The sequence below is a fragment of the Aeromonas bestiarum genome (assembly GCF_000819745.1).
GTDB classification, from domain to species: Bacteria; Pseudomonadota; Gammaproteobacteria; order Enterobacterales; family Aeromonadaceae; genus Aeromonas; species Aeromonas bestiarum.
On the sequence record NZ_CDDA01000005.1, the window covers coordinates 192,361 to 212,655 of the forward strand.

At 58.5% G+C, this 20,295-nt stretch carries 17 protein-coding genes; 9 read left to right on the forward strand and 8 right to left on the reverse strand.

Annotated elements, in window-relative coordinates; translation table 11 throughout:
- Window positions 1–165: 165 nt before the first annotated feature.
- A complete protein-coding gene (locus tag BN1118_RS01595; RefSeq protein ID WP_042870412.1) occupies window positions 166–1,029 on the forward strand; it encodes a YicC/YloC family endoribonuclease in 864 nt (287 codons plus the stop codon).
- Window positions 1,030–1,196: 167 nt separating this feature from the next.
- Window positions 1,197–2,264 (forward strand): glycosyltransferase family 9 protein, encoded by a 1,068-nt coding sequence (locus BN1118_RS01600; protein WP_043554266.1) that lies wholly within the window; start codon window positions 1,197–1,199, stop codon window positions 2,262–2,264.
- Here BN1118_RS01600 and BN1118_RS01605 read toward each other — a convergent pair.
- The 6 genes from BN1118_RS01605 to rfaD form a co-directional block, all read right to left on the reverse strand.
- Window positions 2,200–3,312 carry a glycosyltransferase family 9 protein gene (locus tag BN1118_RS01605; RefSeq protein WP_043554267.1) on the reverse strand — a complete coding sequence of 371 codons (1,113 nt, stop codon included), beginning with the start codon at window positions 3,310–3,312 and terminating at the stop codon, window positions 2,200–2,202. The genes BN1118_RS01600 and BN1118_RS01605 overlap by 65 nt on opposite strands.
- 54 nt (window positions 3,313–3,366) lie before the next feature.
- Window positions 3,367–4,395: a glycosyltransferase family 9 protein gene (locus BN1118_RS01610; protein WP_043554268.1), complete on the reverse strand. Its 1,029-nt coding sequence runs from the start codon at window positions 4,393–4,395 to the stop codon at window positions 3,367–3,369.
- 85 nt (window positions 4,396–4,480) lie between these two features.
- Window positions 4,481–5,146, reverse strand: a complete 666-nt coding sequence (locus BN1118_RS01615; protein ID WP_043554269.1) for a glycosyltransferase family 25 protein — start codon at window positions 5,144–5,146, stop codon at window positions 4,481–4,483.
- Window positions 5,143–6,357, reverse strand: a complete 1,215-nt coding sequence (locus BN1118_RS01620; protein ID WP_084213976.1) for an O-antigen ligase family protein — start codon at window positions 6,355–6,357, stop codon at window positions 5,143–5,145. The genes BN1118_RS01615 and BN1118_RS01620 overlap by 4 nt, the downstream gene beginning before the upstream one ends.
- Window positions 6,358–8,121 carry a bifunctional glycosyltransferase family 4 protein/polysaccharide deacetylase gene (locus tag BN1118_RS01625; protein ID WP_043554270.1) on the reverse strand — a complete coding sequence of 588 codons (1,764 nt, stop codon included), beginning with the start codon at window positions 8,119–8,121 and terminating at the stop codon, window positions 6,358–6,360.
- A gap of 119 nt (window positions 8,122–8,240) precedes the next feature.
- Window positions 8,241–9,197 carry an ADP-glyceromanno-heptose 6-epimerase gene (gene rfaD, locus BN1118_RS01630; RefSeq protein WP_043142960.1) on the reverse strand — a complete coding sequence of 319 codons (957 nt, stop codon included), beginning with the start codon at window positions 9,195–9,197 and terminating at the stop codon, window positions 8,241–8,243.
- Between the two features lie 146 nt (window positions 9,198–9,343).
- On the opposite strand from rfaD, the gene BN1118_RS01635 reads away from it, so the two are divergent.
- From BN1118_RS01635 to BN1118_RS01655, 5 genes are all read left to right on the forward strand, one after another.
- Complete coding sequence (locus tag BN1118_RS01635) at window positions 9,344–9,988, forward strand: TetR/AcrR family transcriptional regulator (protein WP_042870427.1); 645 nt, start codon at window positions 9,344–9,346, stop codon at window positions 9,986–9,988.
- A 115-nt stretch (window positions 9,989–10,103) separates the two neighbouring features.
- Window positions 10,104–11,294 (forward strand): glycine C-acetyltransferase, encoded by a 1,191-nt coding sequence (locus BN1118_RS01640; RefSeq protein WP_043554272.1) that lies wholly within the window; start codon window positions 10,104–10,106, stop codon window positions 11,292–11,294.
- Between the two features lie 56 nt (window positions 11,295–11,350).
- Entirely contained in the window at window positions 11,351–12,379 is a 1,029-nt protein-coding gene (gene tdh, locus BN1118_RS01645; RefSeq protein WP_043554274.1) for an L-threonine 3-dehydrogenase, read from the forward strand.
- 200 nt (window positions 12,380–12,579) lie between these two features.
- The gene (locus BN1118_RS01650) at window positions 12,580–13,035 is read left to right on the forward strand and encodes a c-type cytochrome (RefSeq protein ID WP_042870432.1); all 456 of its coding nucleotides are present in this window, start codon (window positions 12,580–12,582) and stop codon (window positions 13,033–13,035) included.
- 84 nt (window positions 13,036–13,119) lie between these two features.
- Complete coding sequence (locus tag BN1118_RS01655; RefSeq protein WP_043554275.1) at window positions 13,120–15,405, forward strand: putative bifunctional diguanylate cyclase/phosphodiesterase; 2,286 nt, start codon at window positions 13,120–13,122, stop codon at window positions 15,403–15,405.
- Between the two features lie 8 nt (window positions 15,406–15,413).
- On the opposite strand, the gene rep is transcribed toward BN1118_RS01655, so the two are convergent.
- Window positions 15,414–17,426 carry a DNA helicase Rep gene (rep, locus tag BN1118_RS01660; RefSeq protein WP_043554276.1) on the reverse strand — a complete coding sequence of 671 codons (2,013 nt, stop codon included), beginning with the start codon at window positions 17,424–17,426 and terminating at the stop codon, window positions 15,414–15,416.
- A gap of 166 nt (window positions 17,427–17,592) precedes the next feature.
- Here rep and BN1118_RS01665 point away from each other — a divergent pair, with 166 nt between their 5' ends.
- Window positions 17,593–18,813, forward strand: a complete 1,221-nt coding sequence (locus BN1118_RS01665) for a SufS family cysteine desulfurase (protein WP_043554277.1) — start codon at window positions 17,593–17,595, stop codon at window positions 18,811–18,813.
- A gap of 12 nt (window positions 18,814–18,825) precedes the next feature.
- Window positions 18,826–19,263 carry a SufE family protein gene (locus BN1118_RS01670; protein WP_043554292.1) on the forward strand — a complete coding sequence of 146 codons (438 nt, stop codon included), beginning with the start codon at window positions 18,826–18,828 and terminating at the stop codon, window positions 19,261–19,263.
- Here the strand turns inward: BN1118_RS01670 and tcdA are convergent.
- Window positions 19,248–20,105 carry a tRNA cyclic N6-threonylcarbamoyladenosine(37) synthase TcdA gene (tcdA, locus tag BN1118_RS01675; RefSeq protein WP_052449144.1) on the reverse strand — a complete coding sequence of 286 codons (858 nt, stop codon included), beginning with the start codon at window positions 20,103–20,105 and terminating at the stop codon, window positions 19,248–19,250. The two genes, BN1118_RS01670 and tcdA, sit on opposite strands and share 16 nt — an antisense overlap.
- Between the last annotated feature and the right edge of the window lie 190 nt (window positions 20,106–20,295).

A 20,295-nucleotide genomic window follows, 5' to 3' on the forward strand; every position in this document is an offset into this window, starting at 1 on the left:
AGAAACCGGCGCCTATCACCCTCGTTCATGAGCCGGGGCAGCACCGGGCCCGGCTCAACACTGTCCCACAAAAGCCGGAACGGGTTCTAAAGCCACGGCTATGGCTGACGGGACAAGTCTGGCTGAGTATACTGGCCGCACACTTCATCAAGCCCGGAACAATCAATGATTCACAGCATGACCGCCTACGCCCGCAAGGAATTCAAGGGCGACTGGGGCACAGCCGTTTGGGAAATTCGTTCGGTCAACCAGCGCTATCTGGAAACCTATATCCGTCTGCCGGAGCAACTGCGCAGCCTGGAGCCGGTACTGCGTGAGCGTTTCCGTGCCAAGCTGCAACGCGGCAAGGTGGAGTGCAACCTGCGTTTCGAAGCCGCTCAGGCCGCCGCCAGCCAGCTGCACATCAATGAAGAGCTGGCCAAGCTGATCATCGACAGCGCCAACTGGGTAATGAAAGAAGCGGGCCAGGGCCAGCTCAACCCGGTCGACGTGCTGCGCTGGCCGGGTGTCATGGCCGCCGCCGAGCAGGACATGGATGCGGTTGCTACCGAGCTGCTCGGCGGGTTTGACCAGACCATGGAAGACTTCATCGCCTCCCGCGCCAGCGAAGGGGCCAACCTCAAGAACTTGATCCAGCAGCGTCTGGATGGCATCCAGGTGGAAGTGAAGAAGGTGCGCATACATCTGCCGCAGATCATCGAGTGGCAGCGCCAGAAGCTCACCGATCGCCTGACCGAGGCCAAGGTGGAACTGGATCCGGCCCGTATCGAGCAGGAAATCGTGCTGCTGGCCCAGAAGATCGACGTGGCCGAAGAGCTGGATCGACTGGAGATGCACATCAGCGAAACCATCAAGATCATGAAGAAGGGTGGCGCCTGTGGCCGCCGTCTCGACTTCATGATGCAGGAGTTCAACCGCGAGTCGAACACGCTGGGCTCCAAGTCCATCAACGCCGAGGTGACCCAGTCCGCCGTCGAGCTGAAGGTGCTCATCGAGCAGATGCGCGAGCAGATCCAGAACATAGAGTAATGGATGCAAGAAGCCCGTCAACGACGGGCTTCTACTCCATGCCTGCACCACACTACCCTTGGCTTGAGCCAGATCGGATTTTCATTCCTGACCGACAGCATCTGACTCGCTTGTGCGGTATGCTGTCACGCTGATGCTCAACAACGACCTCTATTGAGGCCTGCCTTATGAAATACCTTGTAGTACAAACCAAACAGATAGGGGATGTGCTGATCTCCACCGCGCTGTGCAACAACCTCAAGCAGAACGATCCAACCGGGGAAGTTCACTATCTGGTCATGGATTATTGCGCGGGTATGGCGCAGGGCAATCCCAATATCGATCGACTCCTCATCATAGAGAAAGCCAGGCGCAACGACTGGCGCTACATGAAAGACCTGCTGCTGGACATCCGCCGCGAACACTATGACGTGGTAGTCAACAGCCAGGGCCAGATGATAGGCCTGCTGACCTGCCTCTTCTCCGGTGCCAGGTTGCGGATAGGATTTGACTCCTTCCCCTGGCGGCTCGGCCACAACCGCATAGTGCGCTTTCGCAAAGACACCGAATTCCAGGGCAACAGTACCCTGATCGACGACCGCTTCTCGCTGCTCAAGCCGCTCAAACTGGCCAAAGAAGATCGCAATTACCATCTCTGGCTGAGCGAAGAGGAGAAACAGCAGGGACGGGAAACCTTGCAGGCGGCCGGCGTCGATCCCGCGCGGCCCTTGATCGCCATGGGCGTCAACTCGCTGGGGCACTACAAGCGCTGGCCCATCGACTGCTTCGCCCAGGTTGCCCAATGGCTCATCGAACAGCACAACGCCCAGATCCTGATCTACTGCGGGCCGGGGGAAGAGGAGTACAACCGCGGTCTCAAGCCGCTGCTGCCTGCCGTTTTGCAGGGCAGCGTGTTTGATCAGGTCAAGACCCGCTCGGTACGGGAACTGGTGGGGCTGTTCGCCCATTGCCAACTGTTTGTCGGCAACGACACGGGCCCCCGCCACATGGCCCAGGCCATAGACCTGCCCCTGCTGACCATAGTGGCCCCCGGCGGCGACAAGATCATCGCCAATCCGGTCAACCACCCCCGCTATCAGGCCATCGATATCTTCGATGCCAAGGGACCGGCCTTCCAGCTGCCGCAGAATGCGGAAAAGGACTTCATCGATGAAACCCTGTTGCGCGCCATCACACCCGAGCTGGTGATTGCCCGACTGACAGCGCTGCCTGATTGGCAAGCAGCCACTGCCTGAATAGCCGGTCGAACTCGGTCAGGTTGAGAGAGTTGATGTCCTGTTCGCGGAGATTCTCCGAGAACAGGACGGTCGCTGACGGGGAGTTGGGATGCCACTCCAGGAAATTCTCGTTGCCACCCCCTATATCCGGGTTGTAGAGACCCAGAATGGGTTGCTCCAGCCCGGCCGCGATATGTATGGTCGCCGTGTCCACCGAGATGAGGCCCTGACTCTGACGCAACTGGGCAAACAGGCCCGCCAGCGAGGGTGCATCGGGTGACAATACCATGCGCTCCGGTCGGGTGAGCCCGGCCCGGATCCCTGCGACTTCAGCCTCCATGCCCGGCGGATATAGCAGGCAGATGGCAAATGGGCCGGCGTCCAGCATCCTCTCCAGCATCTGCCGGATCAGCTCAGGCTTCAGACGGCGGGAGCTGCCGCTGCCATAAGGGTTGAAACAGAGCACGACATCATCTGGCCACCAGCCCGCAACCGACGCGTCCTGGCCCAAAGCGGGGATGATGTAGCGCCGATCCGGGTCTGCCACCCCGAGTCGATTCAACAGCAGGGCAAACTTGTCGGAGAAGTGCATGCCGCTGGACGCGGCTCCCAGCTTGAGATTGATGGCCTGCAGGGCATCGTCCATGCCGGCGACCCAATCTGCCCTGACCTGGCTGATGAAAAAGATATCCTTCATCTTCAACATCTTGCCAAAATGAACCAGGCAACCGACCTCCCCCAGTGACTGTGCCAGCCGCCTGAGTTGACAATAACCGGGGCGCTTGGGCACCTCGATGACCCTATCCATGCCAAAATGATCGCGAAACAGGGGAGCCATGGCTGCCGTTGTCACGATCCATACCTCACGTGCCGGGTTGACCCGCTTTAGTTCGCGGGCCACCCAGGACGAGACGATCGCATCGCCCAGTTTGGCATCCCAGCGCAGCAGGACGACTTTTCCCTCGCTCTCCCTGGTAGGTTCGGGCCGCTTTCGATCAAACAGGAACCGTCCCATCTTGCGGCGAAGAATGTCACGCTTGAGTTGCAGGTCGTTGATTAATGACATGAATCCACCAGGATGGCCGTTGAATTGGGAAGGTATGATAACAGTCTGACGTGACTAGAGCGCCATCAAGGCATCGACCTGACGGCTGATCTCGGCAGGCGAAAGCGCTGAAAGGTTGTCCGTGGTCGATCTCAGGATGATATTGCGGCCAGAGAGTGGAATAAAGGCATCGCGCCAGGACTCGTTGTTCATCAACACCAGGGTGGGCACCCCGAACGAAGACGAGATATGGATGATGGAGGTATCGGTCGAGATGACACCCTGCGCATCCTTGATAATCTTTGCCGCATCGAGAATGGTGTCGGGAAACAGGGCTGTCATATCCTGCCGCTGGCATGCCAAAGGGCGCCTGGAGAAGACCAGATAGGAAACCCCAGCATACACAGGCAATTGAGCCAGAATGCCGTTGATTTGCTCATTCGCCATCGAATTGCCCACCTGACTGCCGGTCAGATTGACCAGCAGATAACGCCCATAGCCACTGGTATCCAGCCGTTCATTGCAGGGCGATGGTATGGTGACCGGCACGTCCGCTTGATCCCCCGCCACGCTGAGCATGCGATAGACGAAATGATCCCGGATCGGGCGTGACGGCACTATGATGGCCTTTTCGTTGAACAGCGGCAGCAACTTCTGCTGCTGTTCGCTCTTGAAGCGCAGGGGCAATGACTGCAATCGACCATTGGCCAGCAACAACAGCTTGGCCATGGCGATATCGTCAGGCTCATCGAACAGGTTGATGACCACGTCATAGTGCCGTTGCCTGAGCTCGCGCAGTTTGCACCACATGCCCGCTGGCAACAGGGTGTCGTTCAGGGTGATCACATGGCATTGATCAATACCGGGCACAGATGCCGCCAGCAGCGCGTTGCGCTGGCTGCATACGAGGTCAAATCGGGCGGCTGGATACAGGCGCCTGAGCTGTGCAATGGCGGGCAATGACAGAATGAAGTCGCCGATGGCGTCATAACCGACCAGCAGCACGCTTGCCACTTCTGTTCCAACGGGGCTCGGGATGGCAGCAGGCTGGCTGCCAATGACCCACTTGGCGATGGAATGGGTAAGCAACTTTTTGAAATTCATAGATTATCCAGCATGTATGGCCCCACTTCGCCGACCGGGACAGCAGGGGTGTTTACTGACCCCAATCCCGGTCAGGACAACCCGCCTATTCCAGATAGTGGCCGTAAGCCCGATCATCAATCGTGGTGGTAAAGAGATCCACATCCAGGCAACAGGGCTCAACACCGGAAGCGGCCAGGCCATTAAGCTGCAGGCGACCAGTCAGATAATCGGAAGGCATGCGCAGCGGATAAGCACACTGCAATAATTTCTTCGCCCCGGCCAGGGTCAGAACATACCCTGCGGTCGACAGGATCCCTCTCCTGGAGGTGCGACTCGGTGTCAGATATCTGGCAAGCCGATAACCACCCGGCAAAGAGGAAAGAATTGGCCAGCGCTTGGCTTTGCCATGATGCAGGAAGACGATCTCGGACTGGCAGGAGTGCACTATCGTCTCGATGATCGCCTTGCTGTGCATGTGCAGGTAGATGTCATCCTCAAGCACCACGCAGCGCTCAATACCCTCGGCGACTATGCGCTCATAAACTCGGATATGGCTCATGGCGCAGCCAATCTCGCCAAAACTCAGTTCATGGCCACATACTTCTTTGGCCAGCTCCAAATCAACCTTGGCAAGTTCCGCACTGCTCAATGCTTTCCCATCGGTCGCATCTACAAACTCGAAATTGATGCCAAGATGCGCCATCTGCTGTACAACCATCGCCCGCCGCTCAACGCTGCGAGCCAAACTGATGACAAAAACCGGAATCATGACGTACAGGTATCCTTTTCAAACTCATGGGCAAACCAGATGAAAACCAGGCTGAGCGTATACAAATAGAGCACCCCTTGATGTTCAAACGGAACATCGCTTAGCGAATTAATCGCAAACGCCAGAGGCACCAGTACCCCTGCAGAAATCCTGTTTATATTTTTCGCGGCAAAATAGAGCGGCAGGCCAAGAAATATCACCAGTGCAACAAATCCGATGCTGCCTCGAACTACCAGGTTCTGCATATATTGATTATGCGAGTGGACCAACGCCGGATGAAATATCAGGGGAGATATCTGATGATTATTGACCTGGGTTTGTTTCAATGCGTCGAAGCCATCCGTGCCCACGCCTGCCATTGGCGAATCCAAAAAACCCAGCCAGGCACTCTGCCAGGCAATAACACGCAGACCCCACGATGAATCGTACGAGCCCTTTTCTGCCGAGTTGATATCCGAAACCGCCTCCGCGACCCGAACCTGAACCAGCTGATTGGTATGATAAATGGCTCCCGTTGTGGCCGTACACAATATGGCTACCGCAACGTATTTCCACGGCTTGAAATAGGCCTTGTAACAGATGACATAGGCAAGAATGACCCCGAAAGCGAGCCAGACTCCCCGGCTCTGGGAGAGATAAAGCGCAAACATGGCCGCAATCAGGCCAACCAGAGCACTGCCCTTCAACCAGTAAGGCAGCTGCCCCTGCTGAAAGACAAACCAGTTGAGAATTGACAACGTCAGCGCCGCCTGCGAAAAGAGAATCGCGTTGGTAAAGCCTTCCACCCTGGCAATGCCGTGCTGATGCTGCCAGATGCCGAGGATGCCCAATCCCATCCCGCCCAGCACGATGGCCAGATAACCCAGCATCAACAGGATCGGCTTGCGCGGTATCATCAGCGCAAAGACGACGACATAAAACAGCCCGCGCATGACCCCGTATTGATCACCGTGGATCAACCGGTTCACGAAGATCATGACGGCATAGACCAGCAGTCCCCAGAGAATGCGACGGTCTTTGAGCCCGACATCCCGTTGTTTGCCGACAAAGTAATTCAACAAACCGAATATGCCGGTCACGGCCAGTAGATTGGATTGAATGCTCTGGCCGGCAGGGGCCAGAAACAAGCCACAAAAAGAGAACAGGATGGTCAGCGCAAACAGAGCAGTGGTGGTTCTATCGAGCAATGCAAGGCTTCTGCTGGGCATCAATCAAGATTTCCTGAAGACATAGTTACCCCGGATTTTGCGCCACAGGCCAAAAACATCGGTACGAGGGAAAATGGCGATGCGACGGATCCGGAAAGGGTCCTGGTGCATGGCCCTGGGACCACTGTTGGTCGCCACGGCAAAACGGTAGCCTGCGGCCTGCACCTGCACCTTGGCGCTCTCATCCATATCCCCATAAGGGTAGGCGAACGACAGCAGAGAGTGGCTGAGCAAGGCCTCAAGTTGCCGTTTATTTTCTCTTATTTCATGAGCTTGCTGCTCGGGTGCAAGTTTGCTCAGCCTGGGATGGGTCAGAGTATGACCACCGATCTCCACATGGCCGGATGCCGTCAGCGCCTTGAGCTGCTCGCCATTCATCAGGTCAACCCGGGTGTCCGGGTTGCTCGCATGCTCCACGTCCCAGCGGTTATAACCTTCTCCCGTGACCACGTATACGACTGCTTTGTAACCATATTTTTCCAGCAGTGGCAGCATGCGGGTCAGGTTGTCCTGATAGCCGTCATCGGCGGTAATCATCAGGTACTTCTTGCCGTACTGCAGGCGGTGAATGAAGCCCTTGTCCGCCAGATCGCGGAAGGTCAGAGTTTCATAACCCAGCAATTTCATTAAACGAAGATGCTTCTCGAACATGGCAATCGGCATCCAGGTACCATGTACCCCCTTCTCGCTGTCATGCTCGATGAAGCGGTGGTACATGATGACAGGCATCTCGCGGCGCAGGGTCTCGACCACCGCATCCTGATAGATGGATTCCAGCCCGGATACTACTTTCTCCAAGCCATACTCATCCTGAATGCGCTGGCGAATGGCCTCAGGCACACTCTTGCTGGCTAACGCGGGTGCTATCTGTGCCTTCAAGGCGGTGAAGTCGATCGCCAGATCCTGGGGGCCTATGTCACCAAAGTTGCTGGCCAACGCCTCGGCCAGATTCTGTTCGGTCACCAGACCAATCGCCTTGGCCTCTCCGATGGCAAACGCGGGACGCCCACATAGCAGGGCTTCCATCGCCACCCGGCCTGCACCGATCACCAGATCACATCCCGCCAGCAAGGCAGGAACATCATCCACATAACCGACGAAATCGACCTGCTTCTGGAAGCGGTGGAAACGCTCGGGCAGCTGGCTGCCGCTCACCACCCGAACCTGACAGGCATCCAGATCCAGCACCTCGTCCAGCAGGCGATAGCAGAGCTCACCCTTGGGCCCGCTCAACCGGCCAATGATGGCGATCACCGGCCTGGCGTTGTGCGGGGCCGGCACTGGCTGAAACTTGTCAGTCTCGATGCCGTTGCGCAGCACCTGCACTATGGCCGGATCTACCCCCAGATTGTCGATGATCTGGTGGGCAATATCCTCGCACACCGCCACGGCCCTGAACCCGAGGGCATGGAAAGCCTTGCGGGAGGCGTGCACCGGCTGACGGCCATGAACCGTGGTGATCATCGGCGTACCGGTCAGCTTGCAGGCCACATAGCTGCTCCAGCCGGAGGCTCGGGAGTGTGCATGCACTAACTGGATGTGATGCTTCTTGATGAGGTAGATGAGATAAAACACATGCCAGAAGCGGCGCAGTATGCTGCGCTTGTTGAAACGCAGCTTGAACACCGCACCCAGAGTGGGCTTGGTCAGCGTGTCTGAAACGTAAAAAACGTTGTGACCACGCCGGGTCAATTCGTTACCGACCGTGGTGGCATAGACCTCAGCTCCCGTCACTTCGAGCTGGGAGAGTGCCATCAATATGTTCATCGCGCGGTTACCCGGTAGAGAAGAGAGGAACGGCAAGCCGTAACAAACGCCAGAAACCGGAAGCTGGCGAGTGCCTGCTTCCGGTTTTGTGCGCAACACTGCCGCCTTGTGCTCACCCGTTAGCGGTTGAGCCAGGCCATGTAGTCGGCCACGCCCTCGGCCACTGTCTTGAACTCGGCGTCATAACCGACACCGCGCAGCCTGGTCATGTCTGCCTGGGTGAAGCTCTGATAGCGACCCTTGAGATGATCCGGGAAGGGAATGTACTCGATTGCCCCTTTCTGGTGATGCTGGATCACGGCTTCGGCCACGTTCTGGAACGGCTCGGCACGGCCGGTACCGCAGTTGAAGATGCCGGAGTGCTGCGGGTTCTGCCAGAACCAGAGGTTCACCTTGCAGACGTCATCCACATAGATGAAGTCACGCATCTGGCCACCGTTCGGGAAACCGTCACAGCCTTCGAACAGCTTGGGATTCTCACCCTTCTTCACCTGGGTATTGAGGTGGAAGGCGACGGAAGCCATGGAGCCCTTGTGCTGCTCGCGTGGACCGTAGACGTTGAAGTACTTGAGACCGACCACCTGGGAGTTGATCTCTGGCATCCAGCGACGCACGTACTGGTCGAACAGCTGCTTGGAGTAGCCATAGACGTTGAGTGGCTGCTCGAACTTGGGATCTTCGATGAAGTTGTCATTCCGCCCGCCATAGGTGGCAGCAGAGGAGGCGTAGATGAACGGAATCTCCCGCTCGATGCAGTAGTGGAACAGATCCTTGGAGTACTCGTAGTTGACCTCCATGATGAACTTACCGTTCCACTCGGTGGTCGCGGAGCAGGCACCTTCGTGGAAGATCACCTCGATGCCGTCGTCCCACTCTTCAAACTCGTCACCGGAGACGATCCGCGCCTGGAACTCGTCCTTATCCATGTAATCGGCAATGGTCAGATCGACCAGGTTGACGAACTTGGTGCCGTCGGTCAAGTCATCGATGACCACGATATCGGTACGTCCTTGAGCGTTCAGCTGCTTGACCAGATTGCTGCCGATAAAGCCAGCACCGCCAGTTACTACGATCATGGAGTTTGCCTCGCGTACGTTGATGGTCACGTGTGACTGCTTGTTAAAGCTGTGTATAGTGAGCCAATTTGAAATTGCCGAAAAGTTTATCACGGGCCGCAAGGGGATTCGACCTTGATGCAACGGGCCCGTCAGAGGGAACAGTGATGAAAACCAGAGACAGGATCATTCACAGCGCCACAGAGCTGTTCAACGATCAGGGTGAGCGCAACATCACCACCAACCACATTGCCGCCCATCTTGGCATCAGCCCTGGCAACCTTTATTACCACTTCAGGAATAAAGAAGACATCATCCACTCGATTTTTGATCAATACGCCCGTCACCTGAGCGAGAGCTTCACCCCGGCGCGCAGCAACGAGATCAAGCTGGAAAACCTGATGGGCTACCTGGATGCCATCTTCTATCTGATGTGGCAGTTCCGTTTCTTCTACGCAAATCTACCGGACATCCTGAGTCGCGATGAGCCACTGCAGCAGAAATACCTCAAGGCCCAGGAGCAGTTGCGCTCCTCCGTGGTTGCCCTGCTCAGGAGCCTGCGTGAGGGGGGCATCATTGACGTCAACGACGAAGACCTGCCCGACCTTGGCCAGACCATCAAAATGGTGGTGACCTGCTGGATCCCGTTCCAGATTGCCCAGGCGCCCAATACCCGCATCACCAAGCCGCTGCTCTATCAGGGGGTATTGCGGGTGCTGTTCCTGCTGCGCCCCTATGTACAGCCCCAGGTGGCCGGGCAGATCCGCCAGCTGGAGCAGCATTACCGCCAACTGGCCCAACCAGCAGGGTGAGATCTGTTTCACAATTGTTGAATATCAGCACAATCATTTGAATTCACCGCAACAGATTGCAGTAAAATACTGCCCATTGTTGATAATCAGCTGAAATAGCCAATGAGGATCGAGGATGTCTAACGGATTCTATCGTCACCTGACCGAGCAACTTAGCCAGGTGCAGGCGGAAGGATTGTACAAGCAGGAGCGCATCATCACCTCGGCCCAGCAGGCCCAGATTGCGGTGGGTGGCGAGCAGGTACTGAACTTCTGTGCCAACAACTATCTGGGGCTGGCCAACCACCCGGACCTTATCGAAGCGGCCCATCAGGGGCTGGATAGCCACGGCTTCGGCATGGCCTCGGTGCGCTTCATCTGCGGCACCCAGGACAATCACAAGGTGCTGGAACAGAAGCTGTCCACCTTCCTCGGCACCGAGGACACCATCCTCTACTCCTCCTGCTTCGATGCCAACGGCGGCCTGTTCGAGACCCTGTTCGGCGCCGAAGACGCCATCATCTCCGATGCCCTCAACCACGCCTCCATCATAGACGGCGTGCGGCTGTGCAAGGCCAAACGCTATCGCTACGCCAACAACGACATGGCCGAGCTGGAAGCCCAGCTCAAGCAGGCTGACGCCGACGGCGCCCGCTTCAAGCTGATCGCCACCGACGGGGTCTTCTCCATGGACGGGGTCATCGCCGACCTCACATCCATCTGCGATCTGGCCGACAAATACGATGCCCTGGTGATGGTGGACGACTCCCACGCCGTCGGCTTCATCGGCGAGAACGGCCGCGGCACCCACGAATACTGCGGCGTGCTGGACAGGGTCGACATCATCACTGGCACCCTGGGCAAGGCGCTCGGCGGCGCCTCCGGCGGCTACACCTCCGGCAAGAAAGAGGCGATCGACTGGCTGCGTCAGCGCTCCCGCCCCTATCTCTTCTCCAACTCCCTGGCCCCCTCCATCGTCTCGGCCACCATCAAGGTGATCGACATGCTGGCCGACGGCCACGCACTTCGCGCTCGCCTCAAAGAGAACAGCCAGTATTTCCGCGAGCGGATGAGCGCCGCCGGCTTCACCCTGGCAGGTGCCGATCACGCCATCATCCCTGTGATGCTGGGGGATGCCAAGCTGGCCTCCGAGATGGCGAGCCGCATGCTGGCTGCCGGCATCTATGTGGTGGGCTTCTCCTTCCCGGTCGTGCCCAAGGGCCAGGCGCGCATTCGCACCCAGATGTCTGCCGCCCACACCCGCGAGCAGCTGGACAAAGCCATCGATGCCTTCATCCGCATCGGCCGTGAACTCGGCGTTATCTGATTTGAATCAAGGGGCCGAACGCCCCTTTTTTCTGCATTCATTGTGAAGGAACAACCATGAAAGCACTCTCCAAACTGCACAAAGAAGTCGGCATCTGGATGACGGACGTACCGGCCCCCGAGCTCGGCCACAACGACCTGCTGATCAAGATCCGCAAGACTGCCATCTGTGGCACCGACATCCACATCTACAACTGGGACGACTGGTCCCAGAAAACCATTCCGGTGCCCATGGTGGTCGGCCATGAATACGTCGGGGAAGTGGTCGCCATCGGCCAGGAAGTACGCGGCTTCGCCGTGGGGGATCGCGTCTCTGGTGAAGGGCATATCACCTGCGGTCATTGCCGCAACTGCCGCGCCGGCCGCACCCATCTGTGCCGCAACACCATAGGCGTCGGGGTCAACCGCCCGGGCGCCTTCGCCGAGTATCTGGTGATCCCGGCCTTCAACGCCTTCAAGCTGCCGGACAACATACCCGATGAGCTGGCTGCCATCTTCGATCCGTTCGGCAACGCGGTGCACACAGCCCTCTCCTTCGACCTGGTGGGTGAAGACGTGCTGATCACGGGCGCAGGCCCCATCGGCATCATGGCTGCCGCCGTCTGCCGCCACGTGGGCGCCCGCCATGTGGTGATCACCGACGTCAACGAATACCGGCTGGAGCTGGCCCGCAAGATGGGCGCCACCCGCGCCGTCAACGTGGCCAAGGAGAAACTCTCCGACGTGATGAGCGAGCTGGGCATGACTGAAGGCTTCGACGTGGGGCTGGAGATGTCCGGCGTGCCCAGCGCCTTCCAGGACATGATCGACAAGATGAACCACGGCGGCAAAATAGCCATGCTCGGCATCCCCCCCGCCACCATGGCCATCGACTGGGGCAAGGTGATCTTCAAGGGTTTGTTTATCAAAGGGATCTACGGTCGCGAGATGTTCGAGACCTGGTACAAGATGGCCAGCCTGATCCAGTCCGGACTGGACCTCTCCCCCATCATCACCCACCGTTTTGATATAGATGACTTCCAGCAGGGCTTCGATGCCATGCGCTCCGGCCAGTCCGGCAAGGTGATCCTCAGCTGGGATAAATAAGCCTCCCGGCGGCTCAATCCCATGAAACCCGGTGAAGACCGGGTTTCTTTTTCTACGCCTCTCCTCGCCAGTTTGTGATCTGACGAAGAAACTTTGCACGCAGAGTGCTTAACACTTCACACACAAGCGTTTAAATGGCTGTAACTATTCGGTTATAATCCAGTCGTTTTCTAGGGATAATAAAAGCCTGCTGGGAGTACATGAGCGTGTTGAAAAAACTGAGCTATTTGCTGGTTGTCGGGATGACGGCTGCCAGTCTGTCCGGCGTGGTGCTTGCTGCCGATGATATGTCACCGGAAGCGATTGCCGAACGGATCAAGCCTGTCGGTCAAGTCTATACCGCCAAGGATCTGGAAGGAATTGCGACCGCAGGCGCAGCTCCTGCGACGGCGGCCCCCTCAGGCCCACGCGATGGCGAGGCCGTGTTCAAGGGCGCTTGCTTCGCCTGCCATGACATGGGGATTGCCGGTGCACCGAAACGCGGTGACAAGGCAGCGTGGGAGCCACGTATTGCCCAAGGCATTGATACATTGAAGAAACATGCCATCGAAGGCTTCGCTGGCAAGACCGGCGTCATGCCGCCACGGGGAACTTGCGCCACCTGTAGCGATGAAGAGATCGAAAACGCCATTCACTATATGATCGACAAGCTCTAAGTGATTGAAAGGGCCGCAATTGCGGCCCTTTCAATCTGTTCACTTCCGGCTACTCTTTGTAGGGTAGGCAAACCGGGAGTTTCTATGTCAGCGCAACCCATAGCACCACAGTATTCGACTCCCTTGCTGGCGTTGGTGTCCGCTATTATGGATTTCCCTGCCCCCTCCTCTGCCACGGCCAAAGATTACGACACCCTGATCCAGCAATTGGACCAGCTCTGCCCGCTGCAGCATTTCGGCATGCTGGGCTTGTCAGAAGCAGGGCTGCACTGGGTATGCGAACATCAGATTTCCGACAGTTTCAAACTGCAGCTGGGGCTGGAGGAGTCACGACTCACCGAGCAGCTGACCCAGCTTGATGAAGCTCAGGGCTGGTGCGTGTTTCCCATCGAGCATGGCCAGGTGCAGTGGTTGCTGGCCTGCAGCCAGCCCAAGGAGTTGCCCACCCTGCGCCTGCTGCTGGAGTGCCTCGCCAAGCGATTGAATGAAACCCAGGCCGGCTCGCAACTCTCGGAACTGGCTTCTCCGCTCATCCGCAAGGATCCGGACTGGCAGAAAAAAATCGAGAGCATCAATCGCATCATTCGCCTGGCCAATACCCTGCCCAGCCAGGCCCTGTTCTCCCAGCTGGAAGCCGTGCTGCGCCAGATGCTGAGCATCCAGGACATGCTGCTGGTGCGCATCGACAGCCACCAGTTGGAAAAGATCTATCCCGAGCTGCCGCTGCACGGCGATGAGTTCATCGCAGGCATGTGTCACAGCACCAACAACATGGAGCAGCACAGGGAGCAGCTGTTCTGGTACAGCCAGCCTCTGCGGCTGCAGCAGCAATATTTCGCCCATTTCATCATCAGCACCCCGCAACCGCTGGAGACGGACGATCGGCTGTTCCTCGACTTCCTGCGCAGCCAGCTGACCCTGCTGCTGGAGCTGAGACGGATCCGGCAACAGCTGCACGACATCAATTCGGAAGACTCCATCAATCAACGCCTGCAACAGCTGCGGCAGACCAATCTGAGATTGCAGAAGCAGCTCAAGCAGCATCAGGAGCTGGAGCGCAGGCTGCAGTTCGATGCCCTGCACGATCCGCTGACCCAGCTGCCAAACCGGGCTCTGCTGATGAACCACCTCAACCATGCCATGACCCACTTCCACCGTTACAAGTCACCCGGGTTCTCGCTGATCTTCATCGATGTGGATCATTTCAAGCAGGTCAATGACACCCTGGGTCACGGCGCCGGCGATCAACTGCTGAAGGAGATGAGCCGCCGCCTGCAAACCTGCATCCGCCAGAACGACATGGTGGCCAGGCTGGGAGGGGACGAGTTCGTCATCTATCTGGACAACAGCAAGAACGAGGATGACATCAGCCCTGTGCTCAATCGCATCATCAGCCGTCTCTCCTATCCCTTCCGGCTGCAAGGCAACGAGTTGAGCATCACGGTCAGCCTGGGGGTGGCCAGCGTATCGGAACAGACCACCGACATCAGCCAGCTGCTCCATCAGGCCGATCTGGCCATGTATCAGGCCAAGCGCAACGGGCGCAGCCGTATCGTCAGCTATTCGGAAGAGTGTTCTGCCCAGACCTGGGCCTCACCGGAAGAGATGCTGGCCAGGGCCCTGCGCGAGGGTCGCATACTGCCCTATTTCCAGCCGGTGATCCGGCTCAAGGACAGCCGCCTGACCGGACTGGAAGTGATGGCGCGCTGGATCACCGAAGAGGGGGTGCTCAAAGATGCTTTCGACTTCATCCCGCTGGCGGAGCAGTGCGGCCTCATTCAGGAGCTGGATTACCAGATCCTGCGCCACACCTGCCAACAGTTGAAAGAGTGGTTGCCCATCTCGGGCCAGAGCAAGTTCAAGGTCGCCATCAACCTCTCCGGCAAGCATCTGGTCAATCACGAGCAGATCATGCGGCTGATGGACATCATAGAAACCGAGGGGATAGCACCTGGCTATCTCATCTTTGAATTCAACGAGCGGGAGCTGTCGCGGCAGGATTCCGACGCACTCACCTCCCTGCACGAACTGAGGGCCAAGGGCATTCAGATCAGTCTGGATGATTTTGGCACCGGCTTCTCCTCCCTCAATGCCCTGTTCCATTTCCCGGTGGATTACATCAAGGTGGATGACAGCTTCACCCATCGCATGCTGCAATCCCCCAAGGATTTGGCGCTGATCCGCGCCATGCGGGATATCTGCCAGGATCTGGACTTCACCCTGGTAGTCGAAGGCATCGAGAACCAGCAGCAGTTGCAGAAGCTGATCGACATGGGTTGCCTGATGGGGCAAGGGCGCTACATCTCCCCCCCCATGCCGGGAGCCGATATCACACCCCTGCTCACCCAGACCAAGAGTGAGCGCGGCTAGCCGCCGACTCAATCCTTCTTGAACAGCGCCCTCAGGTTGGCAACCCCGACTTGCCCCTTCTGCTGGCGCTCCTCGGCCGTCACCTTCTTCTGGTTCTCCCACTCCAGATCGTCCTGAGGCAGCTCCAGCAGGAAGCGGCTCGGCTCAGGCCGCACCGACTCTCCATACTGGCGCCGCTCTTTGCAGAGGGTGAAGGTCAGCTCGGTCTGGGCGCGGGTGATACCCACGTAGGCGAGACGTCGCTCCTCCTCCACATTGTCTTCATCTATGCTGGTCTGGTGGGGCAACAGGCCCTCTTCCATCCCCACCATGAAGACGTAGGGGAACTCCAGCCCCTTGGAGGCGTGCAGCGTCATCAGCTGCACCTGATCCGCATCATCCTCCCCCTCGTTGCGCTCCATCATGTCGCGCAGGGTAAGGCGGGTGACCACCTGGGCGAGAGTCATGGCCTCCTCCAGCTCATCCCCTTCCAGCATCTCGGTGATCCAGCGATAGAGGGTGGAGACGTTCTGCATCCGCATCTCGGCCGCCTTCGGGCTGGGGGACGTCTCGTAGAGCCACTCCTCATAGTGGATCTCCTTGATCATGTCCCGCACCGCCTCCACCGGATTGCCGCGCAGGGCCTGATCGCCGAGTCGCACCAGCCAGTTGGTGAAAGCCTGCAGGGCCACCAGACCACGACCGGAGAGCGACTGTTCCAGCCCCAGCTCGAAGCTGGCGGCAAACAGGCTCTTGCCACGCTGGTTGGCATACTGGCCAAGTTTCTCGAGCGTGGTGGGACCTATCTCCCGCCGCGGCAGGTTGACCACCCGCAGGAAGGCGGTGTCCTCGTCCGGATTCACCAGCAGCTTGAGGTAAGCCATGATGTCCTTGATCTCGGTACGGGAGAAAAACGAGGTGCCACCCGAGATGCGATAGGGGATGCGGTTGGTCATCAGCGCCTTCTCGAAGATGCGCGACTGATGGTTTCCCCGGTAGAGGATGGCGTAATCCTTGAAGCGGGTGCGGTTCATGAACTTGTGGCCCATCAGCTCGGCGGCAATCCGCTCCGCCTCGTGCTCCTCGTTCTTGGCAAACAACACCTTGACCGGCACCCCGTAATCGAGCTCGGAGAAAAGCGCCTTGTCGAACACGTGAGGGTTGTTGGCGATCAGTATGTTGGCGCATTTCAGGATGCGTCCCTTGGAGCGGTAGTTCTGCTCCAGCTTGATGAGCTTGAGGCTCGGAAAGTCTTCGTTGAGCAGCACCAGGTTCTGCGGCTTGGCGCCACGCCAGGAGTAGATGGACTGGTCATCGTCCCCCACTACGGTAAAGCGGGCCCGCTCGCCGACTATCTGCTTCACCAGCTCGTACTGGCTGGTGTTGGTGTCCTGATACTCATCGACCAACAGGTAGCGGATCTTGTTCTGCCAGCGGGTGCGTACCTCGTCATTGCTCTTGAGCAGCAGGGTCGGCATCACGATAAGGTCATCGAAGTCGAGCGCGTTGTAGGCCACCATCTGGCGGTGATAGCGCTCGTAGAGCTGGGCCATCAGCACCTCTTCCGGCCCTTGGGCGATACGCATGGCCCGCGCCGGCAGTATGAGGTCGTTCTTCCAGTTGGAGATCTGGCTGATGAGGGCCGACAGCTTGTCCTTGTCATTATCCAGCTCAGCCTCGGTCAGCTCCTTGAGCAGCGCCAGCTGGTCGGTGTCGTCGAACAGGGAGAAGTTAGCCTTGAGATTCAGACTCTTGTGCTCGCGGCGTATAATGTCGAGACCCAGGGTGTGGAAGGTGGAGACCATGAGTCCCCGCGCCTCCTTGCGACCCAGAGTCTGACCGACCCGCTCCTTCATCTCCCGCGCCGCCTTGTTGGTGAAGGTGACGGCCGCTATGTTGCGGGCGTTATAGCCACACTGCTGCACCAGATAGGCGATCTTGTTGGTGATGACGCGCGTCTTGCCCGATCCGGCTCCCGCCAGCACCAGGCAAGGGCCGGAGACAAACTTGACCGCTTCGTTCTGATTGGGGTTAAGCTTCATGGGCCGGATCTCTTGGCTTATGATGAGGGGCGGCATTGTAACAGAAATCAGCGGGCGAGCCGCATCGCTGCGCCACACACCATCAGTCGGCAAGCATCGTGCGCCTTGTGTTCGAGCGCCATTTTCAGGATCATGGCCGACTTTTCCAGATGATGACGAGGGGAGCATGAATCAGCAACAGCACGCCCGACTACGCGGCAAGTTTCCGGCCTTGGCGCAGCAGGTCAACGGCCATCCTCTGGTCTATCTGGACAATGCCGCCACCACCCAGAAACCCCAGGCGGTGCTGGATGCGATCAATCACTACTACAGTGCCGACAATGCCAACGTGCACCGCGCCGCCCATGCCCTGAGCAGCCGCGCCACCCGCGCCTTCGAGGCCGCCCGCGAGACGGTCGCCCGCTTTATCAATGCGCCTCACAGTCGCGAGGTGATCTGGACCCGCGGTACCACTGAGGCGATCAACCTGGTGGCCCAGAGCTGGGGCCTGAGCGAGCTCCAGGCGGGGGATGAAATCGTGCTCAGCACCCTGGAGCACCATGCCAACATAGTGCCCTGGCAGCTGATTGCCCAGCGCACCGGTGCCCTTATCCGGGTCATCCCCCTCGATGAGCGGGGCGATCTCGATATAGCTGCCTATCACACCATGCTGGGGCCACGCACCCGGCTGGTAAGCGTGGCCCACATCTCCAATGCCCTTGGTACCGTCAATCCGGTCACCCAGATGGTGGCAGCCGCCAAAGCGGTTGGCGCCGTGACACTTATCGACGGTGCCCAGGCGGTGGCTCACCTGGAGGTGGATGTGCAAGCCATCGGCTGCGACTTCTATGCCTTCTCCGGCCACAAGCTCTATGGCCCGACCGGGATCGGTGTGCTGTGGGGCAGAACCGAATTGCTGGAGCGCATGCCTCCCTGGCAAGCAGGGGGCGAGATGATCGATAGGGTCAGTTTCAGCGGCACCACCTTCAACGCCCTACCTTTCAAGTTCGAGGCAGGCACCCCGCACATCGCCGGTGCCATAGGCCTGGCGGCCGCCATCGACTTTGTCATGCAGCAAGACAGAGGCGCACTGGCACAGCATGAACAGAGACTCATCGACTATCTGGTGGCAGGGCTGCGGCAAGTGCCGGGCCTGCGCCTCATCGGTGAACCCGGCCAGCGCGCCGGTGCCGTCTCCTTTCTGCTGCAGGATATCCACTCGCAAGATGCCGCCACCCTGCTCGACATGCAGGGCATAGCGCTGCGGGTCGGCCATCACTGCGCCATGCCGCTGATGGAGAGCCTTGGTATCAGCGGCACCATGCGGGCCTCGCTGGCCTGTTACAACAATCAAGACGACGTGGATGCCTTGCTGGCAGCCCTGACCAGACTGGAGGATTTCTTTTAAGCCATGACCGATATGAAAAGCCTCGAGCACTACACCCCCATAGGCCTGGAACCCGACGCCGAAGCAATTCGCCGACAGTTCGCCGCCGCCAGCGGCTGGGAGAACCAGTACCGGCTCATCATCCAGCTCGGCAAGCTACTGCCTGCGCTGCCGCCCGAATGGCAGCAGGAGGAGTTTCGCCTCAAGGGGTGCGAGAGCCTGGCCTGGTTAAAAGGAGAGAGTACCGAGGATGGATGCTGGCACTTTGCCTGCGATTCCGATGCCCGCATAGTACGCGGCCTTATCGTTATTGTGCTGGCGGCGCTCAACCACCAATCCGCAGAAGTGATTCAGGCCTTTGATATGGAGGCTTATTTCACCGAACTGGGGCTGGAAAAACACCTGAGCCCGTCACGGGGTAACGGGCTCAGGGCGATAGTACTGGCGGTCCGGGATCAGGCGTCGGTCTGATCTCCGGCCACCCGCGATATCTCTTCTGCCTTCGCGGCTGCCTCAAGGCGCTCCACTTTAGCCCCCCGCTCGGCAATCTTCTTCAGCACCCGGGAAGCGGCAACCAGCCCGAAGGTCGCCGTCACCGGCGTCACAGCCCCGAAGCCGGAAGCACAATCCATCTTCATGTTGCCGTCGCTGGCCGCCTTGGCCTGGCAGGTGCCGCCATTGCCGTCGGGATAACTCAACTGCTCGGTTGAGAAGACACACTCCACCCCGAACTTGCGAGCAGGGTTTTTGCTGAAGTTGTGCAGCCGGCGCAGATCCGAGCGCACCTTTGCCGCCAGTGGATCCTGAATGGTCTTGGCCAGATCGGCCACAGTGATCTGGGTGGGGTCCATCTGCCCGCCGGCACCGCCAGCCACTATCACAGGGATCTTGTTGCGCTTGCAGAAGGCTATCAGCGCCACCTTGGCCTTGACCGAATCGATGGCGTCCACCACATAATCAAACTCCCGCTTGATATGCTCGGCCAGATTGTCAGGAGTGACGAAATCATCCACCTCGATCACTTCGCAATCCGGATTGATGGCACGAATGCGCTCGGCCATCACTTCGGTCTTGAGGCGGCCGACCGTACCCTGCATGGCGTGGATCTGGCGATTGGTGTTGGTGATGCAGATATCATCCATGTCGATCAGGGTGATCTGATTGATGCCGGCGCGGGCCAACGCCTCGGCCGCCCAGGAGCCGACCCCGCCTATTCCCACCACGCAGACCCTGGCCTGACTGAAGGAGCCAAGTGCACTCTGACCATAAAGACGGGCAATGCCCCCGAATCGCTGTAGATATTCTGCTTTCATACCACCACCTTGCTTGAGGGCGGCCATTATAGCGGCAACAAGGACCCGCGACATCATCGGATGAGGTGGTATGGATACTGGAAGAGGGGAAGGACTGGCAGCGAATGCTGAATTTTTGGATATCTAAAATGAAAAAAGCCCTGAACTTGCGTTCAGGGCTTTTCAAATAGTGGCGGAGCGGACGGGACTC